The 20624-nt window shown below is 57.6% G+C and carries 17 protein-coding genes; 6 read left to right on the plus strand and 11 right to left on the minus strand.

Translation table 11 applies throughout. From position 1 onward, the window contains the following. Window positions 1-63 precede the first annotated feature (63 nt). Genes aaeB through aaeX form a run of 3 tightly spaced genes read right to left on the minus strand, consistent with a single transcriptional unit; the run spans window position 64 to window position 3180 of the window. Window positions 64-2031 (minus strand): p-hydroxybenzoic acid efflux pump subunit AaeB, encoded by a 1968-nt coding sequence (aaeB, locus tag FHN83_RS09195; RefSeq protein ID WP_139563714.1) that lies wholly within the window; start codon window positions 2029-2031, stop codon window positions 64-66. A 5-nt stretch (window positions 2032-2036) separates the two neighbouring features. Further along, window positions 2037-2969 carry a p-hydroxybenzoic acid efflux pump subunit AaeA gene (aaeA, locus tag FHN83_RS09200; RefSeq protein WP_139563715.1) on the minus strand — a complete coding sequence of 311 codons (933 nt, stop codon included), beginning with the start codon at window positions 2967-2969 and terminating at the stop codon, window positions 2037-2039. Window positions 2970-2976: 7 nt separating this feature from the next. Continuing rightward, the gene (gene aaeX, locus FHN83_RS09205; RefSeq protein WP_072036688.1) at window positions 2977-3180 is read right to left on the minus strand and encodes a p-hydroxybenzoic acid efflux pump operon protein AaeX; all 204 of its coding nucleotides are present in this window, start codon (window positions 3178-3180) and stop codon (window positions 2977-2979) included. A 177-nt stretch (window positions 3181-3357) separates the two neighbouring features. On the opposite strand from aaeX, the gene aaeR reads away from it, so the two are divergent. Continuing rightward, window positions 3358-4281 (plus strand): HTH-type transcriptional activator AaeR, encoded by a 924-nt coding sequence (aaeR, locus tag FHN83_RS09210; protein ID WP_039030635.1) that lies wholly within the window; start codon window positions 3358-3360, stop codon window positions 4279-4281. Window positions 4282-4336: 55 nt separating this feature from the next. Here the strand turns inward: aaeR and tldD are convergent, their stop codons facing one another. From tldD to csrD, 8 genes are all read right to left on the minus strand, one after another. After that, window positions 4337-5782: a metalloprotease TldD gene (gene tldD / locus FHN83_RS09215; protein WP_139563716.1), complete on the minus strand. Its 1446-nt coding sequence runs from the start codon at window positions 5780-5782 to the stop codon at window positions 4337-4339. 86 nt (window positions 5783-5868) lie between these two features. Continuing rightward, complete coding sequence (gene yhdP / locus FHN83_RS09220; protein WP_139563717.1) at window positions 5869-9666, minus strand: AsmA2 domain-containing protein YhdP; 3798 nt, start codon at window positions 9664-9666, stop codon at window positions 5869-5871. Window positions 9667-9708: 42 nt separating this feature from the next. After that, entirely contained in the window at window positions 9709-11178 is a 1470-nt protein-coding gene (gene rng, locus FHN83_RS09225; protein WP_039030638.1) for a ribonuclease G, read from the minus strand. After that, complete coding sequence (locus FHN83_RS09230; protein ID WP_039030639.1) at window positions 11168-11761, minus strand: Maf family protein; 594 nt, start codon at window positions 11759-11761, stop codon at window positions 11168-11170. The genes rng and FHN83_RS09230 overlap by 11 nt, the downstream gene beginning before the upstream one ends. A 9-nt stretch (window positions 11762-11770) precedes the next feature. After that, window positions 11771-12259 carry a rod shape-determining protein MreD gene (mreD, locus tag FHN83_RS09235; RefSeq protein WP_032614566.1) on the minus strand — a complete coding sequence of 163 codons (489 nt, stop codon included), beginning with the start codon at window positions 12257-12259 and terminating at the stop codon, window positions 11771-11773. Next, the gene (gene mreC, locus FHN83_RS09240; protein WP_039030640.1) at window positions 12259-13275 is read right to left on the minus strand and encodes a rod shape-determining protein MreC; all 1017 of its coding nucleotides are present in this window, start codon (window positions 13273-13275) and stop codon (window positions 12259-12261) included. Before mreC ends, mreD begins: the two co-directional genes overlap by 1 nt. A 62-nt stretch (window positions 13276-13337) precedes the next feature. Beyond that, entirely contained in the window at window positions 13338-14381 is a 1044-nt protein-coding gene (gene mreB / locus FHN83_RS09245; RefSeq protein WP_000913396.1) for a rod shape-determining protein MreB, read from the minus strand. Window positions 14382-14660: 279 nt separating this feature from the next. Then, window positions 14661-16601, minus strand: coding sequence for an RNase E specificity factor CsrD (gene csrD / locus FHN83_RS09250; RefSeq protein ID WP_139563718.1), 1941 nt, complete (start codon window positions 16599-16601; stop codon window positions 14661-14663). Window positions 16602-16785: 184 nt separating this feature from the next. Here csrD and FHN83_RS09255 point away from each other — a divergent pair, with 184 nt between their 5' ends. The 5 genes from FHN83_RS09255 to accB all read left to right on the plus strand — a co-directional run bounded on the left by FHN83_RS09255 (window position 16786) and on the right by accB (window position 20618). Beyond that, window positions 16786-17760, plus strand: a complete 975-nt coding sequence (locus FHN83_RS09255; protein ID WP_139563719.1) for an MDR family oxidoreductase — start codon at window positions 16786-16788, stop codon at window positions 17758-17760. Between the two features lie 77 nt (window positions 17761-17837). Further along, window positions 17838-18839 carry a protein-methionine-sulfoxide reductase catalytic subunit MsrP gene (gene msrP / locus FHN83_RS09260; protein WP_138370327.1) on the plus strand — a complete coding sequence of 334 codons (1002 nt, stop codon included), beginning with the start codon at window positions 17838-17840 and terminating at the stop codon, window positions 18837-18839. Next, entirely contained in the window at window positions 18840-19439 is a 600-nt protein-coding gene (gene msrQ / locus FHN83_RS09265) for a protein-methionine-sulfoxide reductase heme-binding subunit MsrQ (RefSeq protein ID WP_139563720.1), read from the plus strand. It begins immediately after the preceding gene. Between the two features lie 233 nt (window positions 19440-19672). Then, entirely contained in the window at window positions 19673-20125 is a 453-nt protein-coding gene (gene aroQ, locus FHN83_RS09270; RefSeq protein WP_139563721.1) for a type II 3-dehydroquinate dehydratase, read from the plus strand. A 22-nt stretch (window positions 20126-20147) separates the two neighbouring features. Next, the gene (gene accB, locus FHN83_RS09275; RefSeq protein ID WP_039030646.1) at window positions 20148-20618 is read left to right on the plus strand and encodes an acetyl-CoA carboxylase biotin carboxyl carrier protein; all 471 of its coding nucleotides are present in this window, start codon (window positions 20148-20150) and stop codon (window positions 20616-20618) included. Window positions 20619-20624 lie beyond the last annotated feature (6 nt).

Genomic DNA, 20624 nt, shown 5'->3' on the forward strand with positions numbered 1-20624 from the left:
TACTTGCCCGAATAAGTATAGCCATAAAAAAACCGACGCTTATGGCGTCGGTTTTCAGGAGGATCAGCTGTCGGTGAGGGCATTCTGGTAGCGATGGAGCATGCCCACCAGCCGCTGCACCGGTTCGGTCACCTGTCGCGGCGCCTCCCAGATGCGCAGTTTTTCCTGGTAGATCTCCAGTTCGCCCAACAGCTGGGTAAAGTAGCGTCGGCGCTTGTCGTCGCTGGAGGCGGATATCACATGATCCGCAGTACGTCGCAGCTGGCGGTGGAACGCCGAGAGATCGTCATTCACCGGGATCGGGGCATTGCGCAGACGCTGGTGGGCGATGATCAGCGTCAGGGCCAGGCGGAACTTGGCGATATCCCCCGGGAACTTGGTCAGCAGTAAAAAGAGCTGCTGGTAGAGCGCAGGCAGGTGGTTCTCTTTGCGCCGGGCGGTATTGGTCGTCATCGCCGAGACGGCAGCAGATACAAACTGGTTCAGCAGCACGCGGCCGGTTCTGGCCTGGGAGTTATCGCGCACCAGCAGGATCACCATCATCGCCAGGAAGCAGCCGACAATCTGCCCCAGCGCGCTGTCGAGAAACTGGCTGAAGTGGAAGGTCATCGGGTTATCCAGCACCAGAATATTGATGGTACTGGCCAGCGCCCCCAGCGAACCCAGGCGGCGCTTCTGTACCTCGATACCAATAAAGAAGGCCATCACGGCAAGACTGATACAGAGCAGCAGCATGCTTTGCTGGGTCGACGGAAGAACCACCAGGAAATAGAAGGCGCCAAGCGGCAGCGCTGCCAGGGTGCCGTACAGGAAATCGAGCGCCACCATCCGGGGATTTGGCAGACGCATCGCCAGCGAAGTCACCACCGCAATCATCACCATCGCACCGCTACCGGAGGTCCAGCCGGTCCACAGCCAGAACAGCGTCCCGAGCATACAGGCGAGAGTGGTCCGCCAGAAGTTCACCATCGCATGGTGACGTTCCGCCGACTCGGCCTTGACTACCACTTCGCCCTGCAGCACCTCCTCTTCGGTGGCACTGATTTTGGTATTGCCGATCACCCCACGTTTGAGCAGCAGATAGCGCGTCGCCGCCCCGACCCAGGTATAGATGGTCACCGGGGTGTCGCGCTCGCCGGTCCAGGCGATGACCCGGCGCATACGTTTGAGCTGTTTATGCACATCCTGAACGGTGGTGACGGGGACGGCAAACTGCTCCCGGAAGGTATCGGTGATTGCCTCCGGGCGCGTGTTCTGGATCAGGTAGGTTTCGCAGGCCTGGGTGATCAGCGTTAAGGAGACGGTATTGAGCGCCTTCAGGCGGCGGTTAGCCCGCGACCAGCGGGACGACTCCATATTGAGGTTGCTGCGCATCCCTTCCAGGGCGGTGGTACGACGCACCAGCGCGCTCCAGGCGTTATCCACCTCTTCACTGTCGCCGTGCTTAATGCACAGCTGCATGAGCTGATACTGGGCAACGATCAGCGCGTCCAGTTCGCGATCCACTTCCTGTTTTATCGAGCGCGGGGAGAACAGCAGATCCGCCACGATCGCACAGACGATCCCCATGACGATCTCGCTGCAGCGCTCCACGGCAAACTGCGGCGCCAGCAGAGGGTTGGTCTGGATGGTGATGATAATGATCAGCGCCGTATAGCCGGAAAGGCCCCAGGCGTAGGAGTTCTCCACCCGTACCAGGGAGGAGATCCAGGTACAAAAGCCAGCCCAGATACAGCACACCATCAGCATCAGCAGCGGGGTGCGGATCATCAGGATAACGATAGTCAGCGCGGCGATACAGCCGATAAAGGTGCCGACGATACGCAGCATCCCGCGATAGCGAATAGCGCCGGAGTAAGGTTCACCACCCGCTGCAAACGCCGGGCCCGCGGCGACAATCGCCGCCGTTAACACCGCCCAGCGGGGCGTTTCCAGCTGAAAGTGGAACCCGACAAACAGCGCCAGCACGATGGCGAAGGCCAGCTTAACCGCAAAGCGCAGGTGCTGGTTGGCGATGGAGAAGATACCCATGGCGATTAACCAAACTCACGCAGGCGGTGGGCAATTTTGCGGAACAGCGAGTCGTGGCTGGCATCCCGGTCTTTCTCACCGGTGATCACCACCGTTGCCGTTGTCCCCGCAGGCCACAGGTCACCCTGCTGTTCATCCAGACGAATGCGTACCGGCACGCGCTGGGCCAGACGTACCCACTCCAGATTGGAATCGACCGTCGCCATCCCCTTGCTGTCGCGGGTGGCGCTGGAGTTGGTCACCCCTGCCGACACGCTGTCGACGGTGCCTTTCAGCACCCGGTTGCTGCCAAGGGGGGTGATTTCCGCCCGGTAACCCGGACGAACGCTTTCCAGCTTGGTCTCTTCCATATAGGCGAGCACGTAGAAGGAGTGCTGTTTGACTAGCGCCACGGCGGTGGAGCCGCGGGTAATAAATTCGCCGGTGTAGACGTTAAGGTTGGTCACCCAGCCGTCGGACGGTGCGCGGATCACGGTACGCTCGAGATCGAGCTTCGCCAGATCGCGGGTCGCTTCGGCTTTCGCCTGTTGATGCAGAACGGTTTGCAGCACGTTGTTGGACTGGTCGATCTCCTCCCGGGACATCGCCTGCACCCCCAGCTTATTACGGCGTCCGGCTTCACGACGCTTTTCCGCCGCCAGCGCCTGGTAGTAGGAGACATCCGCTTCGGCCTGTTCCAGCGCTTTCTGGTAACGTGGCTGGTCGATGGTGAACAGCACCTGATCTTTTTTGACCAGCTGGTTGTCATGCACGTTAACGGCGGTGATCAGCCCCGCCACGTCCGGGGCGATGGCCACGATGTCGGCGCTAAAGCGCGCGTCACGCGTCCACGGCGACTCGGTGTAATAGACCCACGCGCGGAAAATAGCGATGAACGCGAGGATGACCAGTGCCAGCGTAATGGCGGTACGGGAGATTTTTCTTGTTAGTGTTTTCACATCTACCTCAAACAAACATGCGCGATACGAGATAGAACAGGCAGCAATAGAGCGCGGAATTGAACAATGCAGGGTGCCAGACGAAATCATAGATCCCGGTTGGAGCCAGCACCTTTCGCACCAGCCAAAAAATTGCCAGTGATAAAAGTAGTTCGAAGAATATCGGTGGGAACGACAATCCGAACACCACGATAACGGGAAACAGACTCATGTTGACCTTGATTAGAGCGAGCAGGCGAAAGAATTATTCAGCGTACGGCACCGCAGAAGTGGCCAGAAAAGCCGGGCGAGAGTGGCGTAGCTATAATGTATTAATAATATATTAACGTAACTGTTATGCTGTTATCTATCATATGTGATCTAAATCACTTTTAACTCAGAGTGAATAATGGAACGTCTAAAACGGATGTCAGTTTTTGCCAAAGTCGTTGAGCTGGGCTCCTTTACCGCCGCGGCGAGGCAACTACAGATGAGCGTATCGTCGATAAGCCAGACCGTTGCCAAACTGGAAGATGACCTCCAGGTGAAGCTGCTCAACCGCAGCACCCGCAGCCTCGGCCTGACGGAAGCCGGCAAAATTTATTACCAGGGCTGTCGGCGAATGTTGTATGAAGCCCAGTCGGTGCATGAGCAACTCTATGCCTTCAACAACACCCCTATCGGCACGCTGCGCATCGGCTGCTCTTCAACTATGGCACAAAATGTCCTGGCCGAAATGACCGCCGATATGTTGCAGGAGTATCCGGGGCTGACGGTGAATCTGGTCACCGGCATTCCCGCCCCGGATCTGATTGCCGACGGGCTGGACGTGGTGATCCGCGTGGGAGCCCTGCAGGACTCCAGCCTCTTTTCGCGTCGTCTGGGCAGTATGCCGATGGTGGTATGCGCGGCGAAAAAGTACCTCGCCAGAGCGGGAAGCCCGGAGAAACCGGCGGATCTCAGCAATCACGCCTGGCTGGAGTACAGCGTGCGCCCGGATAACGAGTTTGAACTGGTCGCGCCGGAAGGGCTCTCGACCAAACTGCTGCCGCAGGGGCGCTTTGTGACCAACGATCCGATGACCATCTCCCGCTGGCTGGTGGCCGGGGCCGGGATCGCCTATGTGCCGTTGATGTGGGTGATCAACGAGATCAACAGCGGTGAGCTGGAGATCCTCTTCCCGCGCTATCAGTCGGATCCGCGTCCGGTGTATGCGGTCTACACCGAAAAGGACAAACTGCCGCTGAAGGTGCAGGTGTGCATTAACTATCTGACGGACTATTTTGTGAAGGTGGCGGCGCTGTTTCAGGAGATGCGGGGACGGAAGGAGTGACGCCTAACAATCCCCTCTCCCTTTAAGGGAGAGGGTTAGGGTGAGGGTGATAAATTTACGCGGTACCGCCGACGGTCAGGTTATCCACCTTCAGGGTTGGCTGGCCGACACCCACCGGCAGGCTCTGCCCCTCTTTACCGCAGACACCGACGCCGTTGTCCAGCTTCAGGTCGTTACCGACCATCGAGATCTGCTGCATCGCTTCAATACCGGAGCCAATCAGGGTGGCACCTTTCACCGCTTTGGTCACTTTGCCCTTCTCGATCAGATAGGCTTCTGAAGTCGAGAAGACAAATTTACCGGAGGTGATATCCACCTGGCCGCCGCCGAAGTTCGGGGCGTAGATCCCGTACTCAACGGATTCGATAATTTCCTGCGGCGTGGATTTGCCCGCCAGCATATAGGTGTTGGTCATACGCGGCATCGGCAGGTGCGCGTAGGATTCGCGACGGCCATTACCGGTTGGCGCAACGCCCATCAGGCGCGCATTCATTTTGTCCTGCATGTAGCCTTTCAGGATGCCGTTTTCGATTAGCACATTGTACTGACCCGGGGTGCCTTCATCATCGATGGAGATCGAGCCACGACGATCGATCATCGTCCCGTCATCCACCACGGTGCAGAGCTCAGAAGCGACCAGCTCCCCAACCTGACCGCTGAATACGGAGGTTCCGCGACGGTTGAAGTCACCTTCCAGACCGTGGCCGACCGCTTCATGCAGCAGCACGCCAGGCCAGCCCGCGCCCAGCACCACCGGCAGCGTACCCGCAGGTGCCGCGACGGCAGAAAGGTTCACCAGCGCCATACGCACTGCCTCTTTCGCCCAGGCGTCGGCACGGACTTCACCGTCCACCGGGTTCAGGAACCATTCGTAACCGAAACGTCCGCCGCCGCCGCTGGAGCCGCGCTCGCGTTTGCCGTCCTCTTCCACCAGCACGCTGACGGAGAGACGCACCAGCGGACGCACGTCGGCGGCCAGAGTGCCGTCCGTCGCCGCCACCAGGATCAGCTCGTACACGCCGCTCAGGCTGGCAGAGACTTCCTGCACGCGCTTGTCTTCCGCGCGGGCCACTTTGTCCACCCGACGCAGGATATCCAGCTTCTCTTCACGGCTCATGCTTTGCAGCGGATCGACGCTGGTATAGAGCGCGGAGTGCTGCACTTCGCCCAGGGTTTTCACCCGGCCATCGCCGTGATCGCGCACGATGGTGCGGGCCGCCTGGGCGCTTTGCTCCAGGGCAGTCAGGCTGATCTGGTCCGCATAGGCAAAACCGGTTTTCTCACCGCTGATGGCACGCACGCCGACGCCCTGGTCGATGTTGTAAGAGCCATCTTTAATGATGCTGTCTTCTAAAACCCAGGATTCGTGATAGCTCGACTGAAAGTAGAGATCGCCGTAGTCGAGACGGCGTTCGGTCAGTTGACCAAGAATGGAAAACAGGTCCTGATGGCTCAGGCCGTTCGCTGCCAGCAGATGTTCACTTACCAGGTTCAGACTCATCGTTTTGCTACTCGTTCGTTGCCGTCCACAGGACGTATCTAAGATCTTATCTATTGAGAGTGAGGCAATTAATTGCCCGCGTCAAATCATTGCTGTGCATCTTTGCGTGGCTGACGCAGCACTTCATTAATCTGTGGTTTATCCACCGGGCCGGTGATGTGATAGCGCAGAATGGAGACTTTGCTCCACAGCGGCCCCAGCACTTTACTGGCGGCAAATACCGCCGCGCCGACAATCGGGTTAACGGCAAAGGCCGCCGCCACGCCCACGGTCGCGGAAATTTCCGGTGCCACCACGGCTTCCATATCCAGTTCACGCCGCACCAGATTGACGGAGCCTTTCATGGCGATATCCGCTTCCAGCCCGTCAACCAGCGTATCGTCGGTGTGCAGAACCCCGTCCTTGATCCACGCGGTGCTGCGAATAGAATCGAAGTAGAAGCCTTCATTAAAGGTATCGCTGAAGTCAAAGCGCAGCTTGCGCAGCAGGGCGTCGAAACTGAGTAAACGCAGCAGCTGCCCGGCATGGCCGGTGCTGAGATCGGCAATTTCACCTTTACCCAGCCGCGCTTTCAGAATGCCGTTCAGCGATGCTTCGTCAGGCTTCCAGGGCATGTCGCGCCAGTGCAGATCGTAATCGACGTCAAATGATGAGCCGCGAACCGGAGTGGCAATGCCAAAATAGTTTGCGGCGGCATCCAGCTTGTTACCCTTGATTTGCCCCTTCAGGGAGGTGCGCTGCTCGCGGGCGCCGTTCACCCACTCGCCGTTAGCGGTCAGGCGTCCGAAGCCGGTATCAATCAATCCGCCCGCCAGGGTCAGGGTATCGCCCTTGATGGTGAAATCGCCATTAATACGGCCATACTTCTGGCCCCACAGCCAGCACTCGGCACAGCGCAGCTGTAAGTCAGGCCAGCCGCTAAAATTCATCCGCGTAGTGCTGGCTAACGGTGAAACGTTATTGCCCTTTCCGCCCGTGACGGTGGCCGGGTTGTAATAGAGATAGCGGATATCTGCCTGCCACGGCGCGGTATCACGCATCAGCAGGCTGGCGTTGATCTCCCGCCCCTGGGCCTCGACCTTGGAACCGTTGATGGTAGGCTGCGAGACAATGCTCAGGTTGTTCCACTGCTGGCCACCCAGCGTCAGGGCTGGCGTGCGTACCGTGATGTGCTGCGGGAACTGCGCCGCATCATCGACATTTTGCCCGACTCCGCTCTGGAAAAGCGCCAGCCATTCTGCCCCGTCCAGCGGCGGGAGATTCAGCTCCACGCCCGCCTGCTCCGGCAGCGGCGGCAGGGTGCGGCTGTCGGTGGTCCAGATAGCCTTATCCAGCGTCAGCTTGCGGTTCAGCAGCCAGCGGCTGTTAAAGTGATTATCCCCACCGGCATTGCCGGTGAGGGTAAAGCTGTTGAGATCCCCGTCGACGTTCAGCTTCACCGGCAGCGGCTCGCCCGCGCTCTTATTCAGCGGTGAAGGCAGATCGCTGCTGACGCTCTTCAGGTCGCTGCTGATATCCACCTTGTAATGCGCGCTGCCACGGTAAGGCAGATCGATCGCCACTTTGCCGTTCCAGGGCACGCGACCTTCAAGGGACTGGCTGACCACTTTTGGCAGCACATCCATTCGCGCAGGCTGCCAGCTGGCATCCATATTGACCGCCACCTGGTAGGCTTTCTCGCCTTCGGTGGTAGAGAAATCGATATTCACCGGCTGGCTGAACCAGTTTGCGGTCAGCGGCCCGCTTTTCAGATCGCCATTCACGAAGCTGAACTGGCCGGTCAGATTTTTCAGCGTGCTGTCCAGCGGCTTGATGAACAGGCTGTTGTTTTTCAGCCTGACGTCACCTTTGGCGGTGGTCATGGTGCCGTCAAACGGGATATCCAGATGTAAGCGAGCATTCACATCGCCATCTAACTGGAGCTGCTGAAGGGTGGCGCCCAGCGAATCATCCAGCGGCGTCTCTTCGAAGTACGGCCCGACGGCTTTTCCGGGCCCGTTGATATCGGCGTCGATCAGCAGTTTTTCTTTTGAATAGTCGGGGATCACCGCGGTCAGATTGCTGGCCTTCACGCCGCCCAGCGCCACACCGTCGGTTTTCATCCACAAGCCGTCGTTGATGAAGTTGAGCTCAATATCAAGGTTTTTCAGCGCCGGCCAGTCGGGCTGGAAGGCATAGGTGGCGTTGCGTAACGGCACCAGCACCTGGAACTGACCTTCGTTGTGCTTATAGGGGAACAGATGGGGATTGCCGCCATAGGCCAGGGTCGCGCTGTCCGCCTGCCCGCCCTGAATGGCGCCGCTCAGGTAATCCACCAGCGCTTTGCCCATCAGATTTTCAGGAAAATAGCGCCAGGCCTGAGAACCGTCGTCGGTGCTGATGCCCGCCAGGATCCCCAGCCAGGGTTCATCGCCCGCCGGCTGCAGATAGCGGAAATCCCCCCGGGCGTGCACCGCTTTGGCCTTCACGTCGATGTCGCGCCCGTCGAGCTGGAAGCCTTTCTCGTTTTTAAGCCAGTGAAGGGTCGCCGTGCCTTTTTCGATCTCCAGCGGCGCGCGGAAGACGGTTTCATACGGCATTTTTGCATCGTTAATGTGGGCCACCAGACGGCCATCTTCCATGCTGCCTTCCAGCGTGCCGCTGAAGTGCTCGGCACCCGGCAGCATCTCCCACTGCTTCCAGGCGAGATCGGTCCAGGCGATGTTGAAGCGGGTCTTTTCCGTGGCCTGCAGCGGAATATCCAGCGCCAGAGCATTGATTGCTCCCACCGGCTGGGTGGCCTGCCAGACGTCGCCCAGCGCCGGAGAGAGTTTCGCCGCAATGGTCCGCAGCCCGTCGAGGCCGGACAGCTCCAGATTGCTGGCGCGAATACGCAGCTCATCGCTGCGTTTGCTGTCGGCCCCGCCCACGTCCTGCTCAGGGATCCAGGCCAGCGACAGCGCTCCGCGCGGCCATGCTTTGTCGTCCAGGGTAATACGGGTATCTGGAATGGCGAACTGCCAGCCCTCTTTCTCGCGGGTTACGTGGGCGGTGAGGTTATCAACAGAGAGCTCATGCTGACGCGTTTTGCCCGGCCAGGTGGCGCCGCCCTGCTTCAGCCAGAGATCCCCGCTGGCGATCTGACCGTTAGTGAGTGTCATCCAGCCTTCAATGCTGAACTGTGCGGTTTCGAGCTGCATATTCTGCTGCAGCCAGTCCCCCAGCCAGGGTTTGACGTCCACGTCATCGGCCTGCATCCACACTTTGCCGTTATTCAGCAGACCATTATCGTCACGCAGATCCATGCGCACCTGCATCACGCCGTGCTGACCGTTCAGGCTGGAGAGGCTGACCTGTCCCTCTGCACGATGGCGCTCTTTGCCGTTAAGCCAGGTTAACTGGGGGATCGCCAGCTCGGCGCGCTGCCCTGAGAGGGTAATAAAGCTAATTTTGCTGTCACGCAGATCGAAATGATCGAACTGGCGCAGAAAAAGATCGCTGACACGGCTTGCTTCGAAGCCCTCACCCTGTTCGTTGCTGCGCAACGGGGAATTGGTCAGAAACTGCAGCTGATAGAAGGTGAGATCGCGAAACTGCCAGCGCAGGTGCAGCAGGCTTTGCCACACGTCCAGCGCCAGGGTCAAACGACTGATTTTAAGGTGGCCGCCGTCTTTCAGCTGCGCGTCAATGTCGCGCACTTCCAGCGTCGGGCCAAAATTCTGCCAGCTCGCGTCAAGCTGGCCTGCCGTAATGGGTAAGCCGGTTGCGGACTCTATCTTCGCCAGCAGCTGCGGGCGCCAGTTGTCCAGATGCGGCAATGCGAGACGCAGCCCGCTTACGAGCAACGCGACAATCACTATCAGCGTTGCCCCTGTAAGCAGTAAAATCCCCGGCAGTCGCCTCACGCCTCTCTCCTTGTCAGCCGTTTTCTCGCAGCACGCTGCGTGTTACATCATCACCACGTCAAACTGCTCCGGGTTATAGAGCGGCTCGATTTGTACTTTCACCTGTTTGCCGACAAAGATTTCCACTTCCGCAAGGGCGTGTGACTCTTCCCCTTTCAGGGCTTCCGCCACCGAAGGAGAAGCATAGACCAGGAAACGGTCGGAGTCGTAGGCGTGATGAACGCGGACGATCTCACGCATGATCTCATAGCAGACCGTTTCAACCGTCTTCACCGTGCCGCGGCCATGGCAGGTCGGGCACTCGTTGCACAGTACATGCTCCACGCTTTCGCGGGTGCGCTTGCGGGTCATTTCCACCAGCCCAAGCTGGGAGAAGCCGTTGATGCTGGTTTTGACGCGATCTTTACTCAGCGCCTGCTCCAGGGAATGCAGCACGCGGCGGCGGTGGTCTTCGTTACTCATATCGATAAAGTCGATGATGATGATGCCACCCAGATTGCGCAGACGAAGCTGACGCGCAATGGCCTGCGTCGCTTCAATATTGGTGTTAAAAATGGTGTCGTCCAGATTGCGATGCCCGACAAACGCCCCGGTATTGATATCCACGGTGGTCATCGCTTCGGTCTGGTCGATAATCAGATAGCCGCCGGATTTGAGTTCGACCTTACGCTCCAGCGCGCGCTGGATTTCGTTCTCGACGTCATACAGATCGAAAATCGGCTGGCGTCCGGTGTAGTGCTCCAGCAGGCCCGGCATTTCAGGAATGTACTCGGCGGTAAACTCGAGCAACGCGTCATAGGTCAGACGGGAGTCGACGCGGATACGGTCCAGTTGGGCATCGGCGAAGTCGCGCAGCACACGCTGGGCCAGCGCCAGCTCGCCGTACAGCTGATAGCGCGTCTGGTTGCGTTTTTTACGCTCCATCACTTTGGTCCAGACGCGTTTCAGGTAGGCGGCATCCGAGGCCAGATCTTCTTCGCTGATCCCCTCTGCGGCGGTGCGAATAATAAAGCCGCCCTGCTCGTCGCAGTAAGCGCCCACCACCTTTTTCAGCCGCTCGCGCTCGCTTTCGCTCTCGATACGCTGAGAAACGCCCACGTGAGAGGCGCCAGGCATAAAGACCAGATAACGGGAGGGTAAGGTGATGTCGGTGGTCAGACGCGCGCCTTTGGTACCCAGCGGATCTTTCACCACCTGCACCATCAGATCCTGGCCCTGACGCACCAGCTCGGAGATATCACGAACGGTGAACTGCTTTTGCTCTTCTCCTGCCACGCACTCGGTGTGCGGCATGATATCCGAGGCGTGCAGGAAGGCCGCTTTATCGAGTCCAATATCTACAAATGCCGCCTGCATACCCGGTAGTACACGACTGACACGACCTTTGTAGATATTGCCTACTATTCCGCGTCGCGCTTCACGCTCAATATGGATTTCCTGAAGAATGCCGCCATCAATGTAGGCCACACGGGTTTCCGAGGGCGTTACGTTTACCAACAATTCAGCCGTCATAATTATCCCTTCCCTCACGCAGTGAGTTAAAATTGCTCAGCAACTCATACGTTTCCACCAGCGGTAAGCCGACTACGGCGTGATAGCTGCCATTGATCTTCCTGACAAAACAGCCACCCAACCCTTGAATACCGTATGCACCTGCTTTATCCATAGGTTCACCGCTGGCGATATAACCGGCGATATCCTCATCAGTGAGTACTCTGAACGTGACCTCAGTGACAACCAGGCAGTCGAGCACATGCTGACTGTCTGCCAGCGCGACGGCGGTCATCACCTGATGCGTTTGCCCGGACAATTTGCGCAGCATCCTGAACGCATGCTCGCTGTCGTGCGGTTTCTCGAGGACTTCACCGTTAAGGATCACGATGGTATCTGCGCCCAGCACCGGTAAATCACGCGGCACCTGCGCCACGCCTGCCTGGGCTTTCTCCCGCGCCAGGCGGGAAACATACTGCTGAGCACTTTCGCCCTCGGCACGTTTCTCTTCAATGCCGGTAACGATGCGTTCAAAAGATACCCCTAACTGTGTCAGGAGTTCCTGACGGCGTGGGGAGCCGGAAGCGAGATACAAAGACGTCATAGAAACCTTTTATTGCACGGCAAATTGCTGGCGGACCTTACGCATCAGCAGGAATAACCATGGCCAGAGCACACCGTTTACTACACTACTCCAGAACACTTCCGGACGGAAAGAGACGTTGATCACTAAAAACTCTGCCCAGAAAACAATGATATCCGCGGCCATAGATAACAACATCACCACCAGCGCCTGTTGCCAGAGCGCCAGATTACGAAAGAGCTGGAATTTCAGTGCGACCAGGTATGCGATGATACTCATGGACAGCGCGCGTACGCCAAGCGTCGAGCCACTGATCAGATCCAGTATGGCACCCATCACAAAACCTGTGCCCACATTTACGCGGTGCGGCAGGGCGAGGATCCAGTAGAGCAAAATCAGCAGCACCCAGTTTGGCCGGAAAACGAGAATGTCATCCGGCCAGGGCATGACTTGCAGCAACAGCGCGATCAAAAACGAGAGCCAGATAACCCAGCGTCCCTGGCTACGGTAGCTTGCCACTATTGCCCTCCCGGGGAGAGTTGCGGTGGCGGCGGCGCATCAGGCGGTGGCTGGGTCAGCCCTGTTGCCGGCGCAGGAACTGGCGCTGGCGGCCCCATCGAGTTTGGCGCAGGCAGAACCTGCGGCATCATCTGCATCAGGCGTTCATTCGCCACGCGATGCACATCTTCCGGCGTCATTGGGTTGCTGCCGTTACGATCGGCACCCCACAACAGCAGCAGATAGCGCAGGCGCTGCAGACCCGCCGTTGGACGTGCCTGAATCACGGTGTAGGCGCGCTGGGTGTCCAGCTTCACGGAGGAGACCACCCCAACCGGATACCCTTCCGGGAAACGACCGCCCAGACCAGACGTCACCAGCACATCGCCCACGCGAATATCGGTATTCGCCGGCAGATGTTCCAGCTGCAGATCGTCCGTACAGCCGTTACCGGCGGCAATCACGCGGATGTCGTTACGCAGCACCTGAATCGGCAGCGCATGGGTCGCATCGCAAATCAGCAATACGCGGCTGGTGAGCTTGGCAACGGCCACCACCTGACCGACGACGCCTTTATCGCTGATAACAGGCTGGCCTTCGTATACGCCATTGACGCTGCCCTTGTCGATGACCACCTGATCGCTGTAGGGATCGTTAACGGTGGAGATCACCTGGGTCACCATCTTCTGCTCATCCTGACGCAGCGGGGAGCCTAAGAGTTCGCGCAGACGGGCGTTCTCCTGCTTGTACTGGCCAAGCATCAGCAGTTCGCTGTTTTTCAGCAGCAGTTCCTGGCGTAACGCGCGGTTTTCAAGTTCGAGTTGATCGCGTGAGGACAGGGTTTGCGAGACGCTGTCGAGTAATTCACGGGGACCATTTGATACAAAGTAGAAAGGACTGACGGCGGTATCCATGTACGTTCTGATCTGGCTGAACGTACCGAGGCGGCTATCGGCAATAATGACACCAAGCGCTACCAGCACCCCAAGGATGAGGCGAAACTGTAGCGACGGGCCACGGCTAAAAATTGGCTTCATAGGCTATGCGTACTCTCGCGTCAGAGAGAAAGGGTAGCCATCCGCTACCCTTTCACACCTGACTACTCTTCGCTGAACAAGTCGCCGCCGTGCATGTCGATCATTTCCAGCGCCTTGCCGCCGCCACGGGCTACGCAAGTCAGTGGATCTTCAGCAACTACGACAGGAATACCTGTCTCTTCCATCAACAGGCGGTCGAGGTTACGCAGCAGCGCACCACCACCGGTCAGAACCATACCGCGCTCGGAGATATCGGAAGCCAGTTCCGGCGGGCACTGCTCGAGGGCAACCATGACGGCGCTGACGATACCGGTTAACGGCTCCTGCAGCGCTTCGAGGATCTCGTTGGAATTCAGGGTAAAGCCACGCGGAACGCCTTCTGCCAGGTTACGGCCGCGAACTTCGATCTCGCGAACTTCGTCACCCGGGTAAGCAGAACCGATCTCGTGCTTGATACGCTCTGCGGTGGCTTCACCGATCAGAGAGCCGTAGTTACGGCGAACGTAATTGATGATCGCTTCGTCGAAGCGGTCGCCGCCGATACGTACGGAAGAGGAGTAAACCACACCGTTCAGGGAAATAACGGCCACTTCAGTGGTACCGCCACCGATATCGACGACCATGGAACCGGTTGCTTCGGAGACCGGCAGACCGGCACCGATTGCTGCAGCCATTGGCTCTTCGATCAGGAAGACTTCACGCGCACCAGCGCCCTGAGCGGATTCACGAATAGCACGACGTTCAACCTGGGTAGCGCCAACCGGCACACACACCAGAACACGTGGGCTCGGACGCATAAAGCTGTTGCTGTGCACTTGCTTGATAAAGTGCTGAAGCATTTTCTCAGTCACGAAGAAGTCAGCGATAACGCCGTCTTTCATCGGACGAATGGCAGCGATATTACCCGGCGTACGGCCAAGCATCTGCTTAGCGTCATGGCCTACAGCCGCTACGCTTTTCGGTGAACCAGCACGATCCTGACGAATGGCCACAACTGAAGGCTCATTCAGTACGATGCCTTGTCCTTTTACATAAATGAGGGTATTCGCGGTACCCAGGTCAATGGACAGGTCATTGGAAAACATGCCACGAAATTTTTTCAACATACTAAGGGATAATCCTGAAAGCTGGGGCGGAAAACAAAATCCGCTTACTTTACCAACCACACGCAGCAGCGACAAGGCGCAAAAATCGCCTGCTACGGTGAAAATTTGTGCAGCACGTTTCCTTTGTTACAAATCGTCGCCTGACTCCCTCAGGGCTGAGAAAAAACAGCCTTCCTCACGTTCATTTGTAACCCGTTAAAGGTCGTTCACTGTCATTTTGCTCGTCATACATCACGCTACAGGCGCGATATTCTACGTGAAAACTTACCAAACGGCAGGTTAAACAGAGTATCTTTGCGAATATTTTTTCACATTGCTGTCAAGAGGCTGAGAGGCCGCAAAAAAATCCCCCTGACCCCCTGTCACACCGCGCTCTGTCAACGTCTGCCATTCCGTTCGCGACCGCACACCTGTAGCAAATACACGTGTTTGCGTTCCTTTGCACGCTTCCACCAGGCTCTGCACCAGCAGCTGGTTTTCCGTGCGTTTTTCGATATTCCTTACCAGCCCCGGATGCAGCTTCAGTAACTCCACCTCCAGCGCCTTGATCCAGCTGGTGCTGACCAGCGTTAAACCCGCCTGCGTAACCGCCACGCGCGCGCCCAACGCATTAATCAACCGAACGACCGGCTGTAACCGACTGATGTGTTGACAAACATCCGCCTCTGCAAGTTCAAAAATAATCCGCTTGCGCTGCGATTTTTCACATTGCATCAACACATCCCGCAGCCAGCGCTGGAATCGCGGGCGGATCAGGGACTCAACCGTGACCTGCAATGCCAGGTGCTCTTCGGGCCAGAAGGATAAGAATGGCATCAATCGCGATATTTGCTGGCGATCGTACTCTTCGGACAGGCCAAACTGCAGCACCATCGGGAGATACTCCGCCGACACCACCTCTTCGTTGCCGTCGAAGATCCGGCACAGCAATTCCCGGTGATGAACCTGGCCGCTGGTCAGCACCGCCGGTTTTTGATAAATCCGCGGGCCACCGCGGGTAAGCATCTGCTCAATTAAGGTTCGCCAGCGCACGTTGCCGCGCCCTTTTTCAGGCAGGGAGTCATCATAAACCGCCCAGCCGTTCGCCCCCTGCAACACCGCATTGCGGGTGGCGGCTTCGGCATGCTCCATCACCTGCTCGGTGGACTGTCCCCCGCGCCAGGCGCAAATGCCAATATGCACCATGTCTTCGCGATCGAGCATTTTGCTCGGCGGCAGCGCATCCACTGATTTCAACAGCAGGCTGGCGATACTTTCGGACTCTTTCAGGGTGCGGTGCGGCAGTAACACGGCGTAATCACTGCGGTGATAGCGTGCCAGCAGTGCGCCGGGATAGCGCATAATAAAGGTGGAGAGCATATTGATGAGCGTAAACAGGTGCTCCTCTGCTACCGCCCGCCCCCAGTTATCTTTCAGCAGATCGAAGTCCGGCAGACGGACAATCATCACCACCCCGTGGGTACCCACGTTCTCCTGATCTTCCAGCAAAGTCCCCAGCTGGTTATCAAAGAACAGGCGATTATTAAGGCCGGTTTTGTTGTCCTGGGCGGCATAGGAGCGGATCAGCGTGTCGATGCGGCTACGCTGGTCGCTGGCAAACTGGATTTCAGAGAGCAGGACGTCCAGCGCGCTGCTGGTGCGCGATGGCCATTCATAGACCGAGCCGCGCACCTGCGCGCCGCGTTCCCCGTTGAGGATCCGCGCTGAACGCGACTCCAGCAACTCCTGCCCGGAGAGCTGACGCCGTAGCCAGCGCACCGCCAGGAAGATCAGCACCACCACGAAGAATACCGCCAGAGTGAGCGGCGCGGTGGTCATCATGGAACGAAAATAACTGGTCATTGGGTCCTGATAGACCAGGCTTATCGTCAGACCGGGATTTTTCAGGGAGGGGACGGTGAGCTCGAGCGTCTGGAGAGGAGAACCCGCCTGCCGGTAATAGGTTTGCCCGGTATGGCTTAGAAGGATGTGATCGCCCTGCTTAATCTCCACCCGCGTGATATCCACCGGGGCCATGAGTTCATCCAGCTCGCGGGTAAGTTCTGGAAAGGGGGTGCTGACAAGGCGGGCATCAATCACCGACGCCACGGAATGGACGCGGTTCGCCAGCTTCCCCTGGATCGCATTATAGAAACTGAGCGAGCAGCCAATAAAGATGACAAAAATGGTCATCCCGGTAAGCAGGGAGATAAAAGCGGAGAACTTCGTCGATAATCGCATCCTTGAGATTACTCCGTGAGTTGGTGAGGATAGCAAGTGAGTACTAACTTGCAATACGGCATCGGCATACTACCAAATCAGGTGTATCTGGCAATTTATTGCGTTAAATCGGCATCGCATGTCATTGAGCGAGTATAGTCTTCAAAAATTTTTTTCCAATCATCATCCCAGGTAAGGAATTCGTATGCAGGCTTTGATCTTAGAACAGCAGGAAGGCAAAACTCTTGCATCAGTGCAATCTATTGAGGAGAGCCGTCTGCCTGAAGGTGCCGTGACCGTTGACATCGACTGGTCCAGCCTTAATTACAAAGACGCCCTCGCCATAACGGGCACAGGCAAAATCATCCGCAATTTCCCAATGGTTCCAGGTATCGATTTTGCCGGGCGTGTACACGCCAGCGAAGATCCGCGTTTTCATGTGGGCCAGCAGGTGCTGCTGACCGGCTGGGGCGTGGGCGAGAATCACTGGGGCGGACTGGCGGCACAGGCGCGCGTCAATGGCGACTGGCTGGTGCCAATGCCAGACGGGCTCGATGGCCGCAAAGCGATGATCATCGGCACCGCCGGTTTTACCGCCATGCTGTGCGTGATGGCGCTGGAAGAGGCCGGCGTACGCCCTGAATCTGGTGAAGTGGTGGTGACGGGCGCCAGCGGCGGCGTCGGCAGCACGGCGGTTGCCCTGCTGCATAAGCTGGGTTACCAGGTCGCGGCGGTATCCGGCCGCGAAAGCACCCACGACTATCTGCGAAGCCTTGGTGCCAGCCGCATTCTGGGCCGGGATGAGTTCGCCGAGACCCGTCCGCTGGAAAAACAGATCTGGGCCGGGGCCGTTGATACCGTGGGCGACAAAGTGCTGGCGAAAGTGCTGGCGCAGATGAACTACGGCGGCTGCGTGGCGGCATGCGGTCTGGCGGGCGGTTTTGCCCTGCCGACCACGGTGATGCCGTTTATTCTTCGCAACGTCCGTTTGCAGGGAGTCGATTCCGTGATGACCCCCGCTGAGCGCCGGACACAGGCCTGGGAGCGACTGGTTCGCGATCTGCCTGCCTCCTTCTACGCGCAAAGTGCCACGCAGATTAGCCTTGAACAGGCACCGGAGTATGCCGCGAAAATCATCAGCAACCAGATCCAGGGCCGTACCCTGGTGAAGCTCGCCTAATCTTCAAATTTTCGTGACATATTCGCTTTAACCCTGCTCCTCCGTCATGCTTAGAAAAATGCATGACGGAGGAAGCCATGAAAGTGAAACCCCTGACGGAAGCCGATATCACTGCGGAATCCGTTTTTATGCTCAAGCGCCGCCAGATCCTCAAGATGCTGGGGATAGGCGCCGGTGCGCTGACGCTCTCACCCCTCGCCCAGGCCGATCTGCTGGACTGGTTTAAGGGCAACGATCGTCCGAAAGCGCCCCCAGGAAAGCCCCTCACCTTTACCCAGCCCGCGCAGTGGCAAAGCCAGCTGGCGAAAACCCCGGAAGAAAAAGTGACGGGCTACAACAACTTCTATGAGTTTGGCCTGGATAAAGCCGATCCTGCCGCCAATGCCGGAAGCCTGAAAACCAACCCCTGGACGCTGAAAATCGACGGCGAAGTGGCAAAACCGCTGACCCTGGATTACGACGATCTCACTAAGCGCTTCCCGCTGGAGGAGCGCATCTACCGCATGCGCTGCGTCGAGGCCTGGTCGATGGTGGTGCCGTGGATCGGTTTTCCGCTGCATAAACTGCTGGCCCTGGTGGAGCCCACCAGCGATGCGAAGTATGTCGCCTTCCAGACCCTTTACGCCCCGGAAGATATGCCCGGCCAGAAAGATCGGTTTATCGGCGGCGGGCTCGATTACCCGTATGTAGAAGGGTTACGTATTGATGAGGCGATGCATCCCCTCACGCTGCTCACCGTCGGCGTGTATGGTAAAGCGCTCCCGCCGCAAAACGGCGCGCCCATCCGCCTGACCGTACCCTGGAAGTATGGCTTCAAGGGGATTAAATCTATCGTCAGCATCAAGCTGACCCGCGAGCGCCCGCCGACTACCTGGAACCTGGCCGCACCGAACGAGTACGGTTTTTACGCCAACGTGAACCCGCATGTCGATCATCCGCGCTGGTCGCAGGCCACGGAGCGCTTTATCGGCTCAGGCGGTGCGCTGGACGTGAAGCGCCAGCCCACGCTGCTGTTTAACGGCTATGCCGATCAGGTCGCATCACTCTATCGCGGCCTCGACTTAAAGGAGTTTTTCTAAGTGCGTCTGACGGCAAAACAGACTACCTGGCTGAAAGTGGCCCTGCATCTTGCAGGGTTGCTTCCTTTTATATGGCTATTCTGGGCCGTCAGCCACGGCGGCTTCAGCGCCGACCCGGCCAAAGATATCCAGCACTTTACCGGCAGGACCGCGCTGAAGTTTTTACTGGCGACCCTGCTGGTGTCGCCCCTGGCGCGCTACGCAAAACAGCCGCTGCTGATCCGCACCCGCCGTCTGTTAGGCCTGTGGTGCTTCGCCTGGGCGACGTTACATCTCACCAGCTATGCGTTACTGGAGCTGGGCATTAATAATCTGGCCCTGCTGGGGAGCGAACTGGTGACCCGTCCTTACCTGACGCTCGGGATTGTTAGCTGGGTGATTTTGCTGGCATTAACCCTCACATCCACGCAGTACGCCCAGCGAAAACTGGGAAGGCGCTGGCAACTTCTGCATAATTTTGTCTATCTTGTCGCGATCCTCGCGCCCATCCACTACCTTTGGTCAGTGAAAATCCTCTCGCCGCAGCCGATCGTCTATGCGCTGCTGGCTGTGGGGCTTCTGGCGTGGCGATATAAGAAGTTTCGCCAGTGGTGGCGATAATGAACGAAACTGTGCGTATTCCCGCAGATCGTTTACCCTTCCCGGGCATTTATCCGAATGCTGTTGATAATCTTCCCTGATAAGACCAGTATTTAGCTGCCAAATGCTACGAAATCGTTATAATGTGCCACTTTGGTTTCCCCGACGGGTTTTTCGTAGCCTGAGAGGGTGACAATCGCGCATCGAAGGTATATTTTGTTTTTTACCGTAGATTCGCAGGAGATAGCGGCACAATGGCTGACAAGTTTCACATCTTAGTTTTGAACGGGCCGAACCTGAATATGCTCGGCACCCGTGAACCCGAGAAGTACGGCACGCTGACGTTAACCGAGATTGTTAACCGTTTGGATAGCGAAGCAGCGGCGCTTAATGTGGAACTTGACCATTTTCAGTCGAACGCGGAGTACGCACTCATCGACCGAATTCATCAGGCTAAAGACACCACGGACTATATCCTGATCAATCCGGCCGCGTTTACGCACACCAGTGTTGCTATTCGCGACGCGCTGCTGGCAGTGAGCATCCCGTTTATTGAGATCCACCTCAGCAACGTGCATGCGCGGGAGCCGTTCCGCCACCACTCCTACCTGTCGGATATCGCCGCTGGCGTTATCTGTGGACTGGGGGCTGACGGTTATTCATTCGCTTTACAGACAGCGGTAAAACGCCTGTCACAATCACACTAAACAAAGAGTACGGAACCCACTCATGGATATTCGTAAGATTAAAAAACTGATCGAGCTGGTTGAAGAATCAGGCATCTCCGAACTGGAAATTTCTGAAGGCGAAGAGTCTGTACGCATCAGCCGTGCAGCGCCAAACGCAAGCTTCCCGGTTATGCAACAAGCTTACGCTGCACCAATGATGCAGCAACCAGCTCTGTCTAACGCTGTCGCGCCAGCGGCTACTCCAGCAATGGAAGCGCCAGCAGCAGCAGAAATCAGTGGCCACATCGTACGTTCCCCAATGGTTGGTACTTTCTACCGCACCCCGAGCCCGGACGCTAAAGCGTTCATCGAAGTGGGCCAGAAAGTTAACGCGGGCGATACCCTGTGCATCGTTGAAGCCATGAAAATGATGAACCAGATCGAAGCTGACAAGTCAGGTACTGTGAAAGCGATTCTGGTCGAAAGTGGTCAGCCGGTTGAATTTGACGAGCCGCTGGTCGTCATCGAGTAACGAGGC

The organism is Leclercia adecarboxylata (genome assembly GCF_006171285.1).
Taxonomy (GTDB): Bacteria; Pseudomonadota; Gammaproteobacteria; order Enterobacterales; family Enterobacteriaceae; genus Enterobacter; species Enterobacter barmai.

Excerpts from the sequence above, each read along its gene's own strand:
- aaeB (WP_139563714.1), bottom strand. The coding sequence starts at position 2,031 with ATGGGTATCTTCTCCATCGCCAACCAGCACCTGCGCTTTGCGGTTAAG.
- aaeR (WP_039030635.1), top strand. The coding sequence starts at position 3,358 with ATGGAACGTCTAAAACGGATGTCAGTTTTTGCCAAAGTCGTTGAGCTG.
- rng (WP_039030638.1), bottom strand. The coding sequence starts at position 11,178 with ATGACGGCTGAATTGTTGGTAAACGTAACGCCCTCGGAAACCCGTGTG.
- mreC (WP_039030640.1), bottom strand. The coding sequence starts at position 13,275 with ATGAAGCCAATTTTTAGCCGTGGCCCGTCGCTACAGTTTCGCCTCATC.
- accB (WP_039030646.1), top strand. The coding sequence starts at position 20,148 with ATGGATATTCGTAAGATTAAAAAACTGATCGAGCTGGTTGAAGAATCA.
- aaeX (WP_072036688.1), bottom strand. The coding sequence starts at position 3,180 with ATGAGTCTGTTTCCCGTTATCGTGGTGTTCGGATTGTCGTTCCCACCG.
- tldD (WP_139563716.1), bottom strand. The coding sequence starts at position 5,782 with ATGAGTCTGAACCTGGTAAGTGAACATCTGCTGGCAGCGAACGGCCTG.
- FHN83_RS09255 (WP_139563719.1), top strand. The coding sequence starts at position 16,786 with ATGCAGGCTTTGATCTTAGAACAGCAGGAAGGCAAAACTCTTGCATCA.
- csrD (WP_139563718.1), bottom strand. The coding sequence starts at position 16,601 with ATGCGATTATCGACGAAGTTCTCCGCTTTTATCTCCCTGCTTACCGGG.
- aroQ (WP_139563721.1), top strand. The coding sequence starts at position 19,673 with ATGGCTGACAAGTTTCACATCTTAGTTTTGAACGGGCCGAACCTGAAT.
- msrP (WP_138370327.1), top strand. The coding sequence starts at position 17,838 with ATGAAAGTGAAACCCCTGACGGAAGCCGATATCACTGCGGAATCCGTT.
- FHN83_RS09230 (WP_039030639.1), bottom strand. The coding sequence starts at position 11,761 with ATGACGTCTTTGTATCTCGCTTCCGGCTCCCCACGCCGTCAGGAACTC.
- mreB (WP_000913396.1), bottom strand. The coding sequence starts at position 14,381 with ATGTTGAAAAAATTTCGTGGCATGTTTTCCAATGACCTGTCCATTGAC.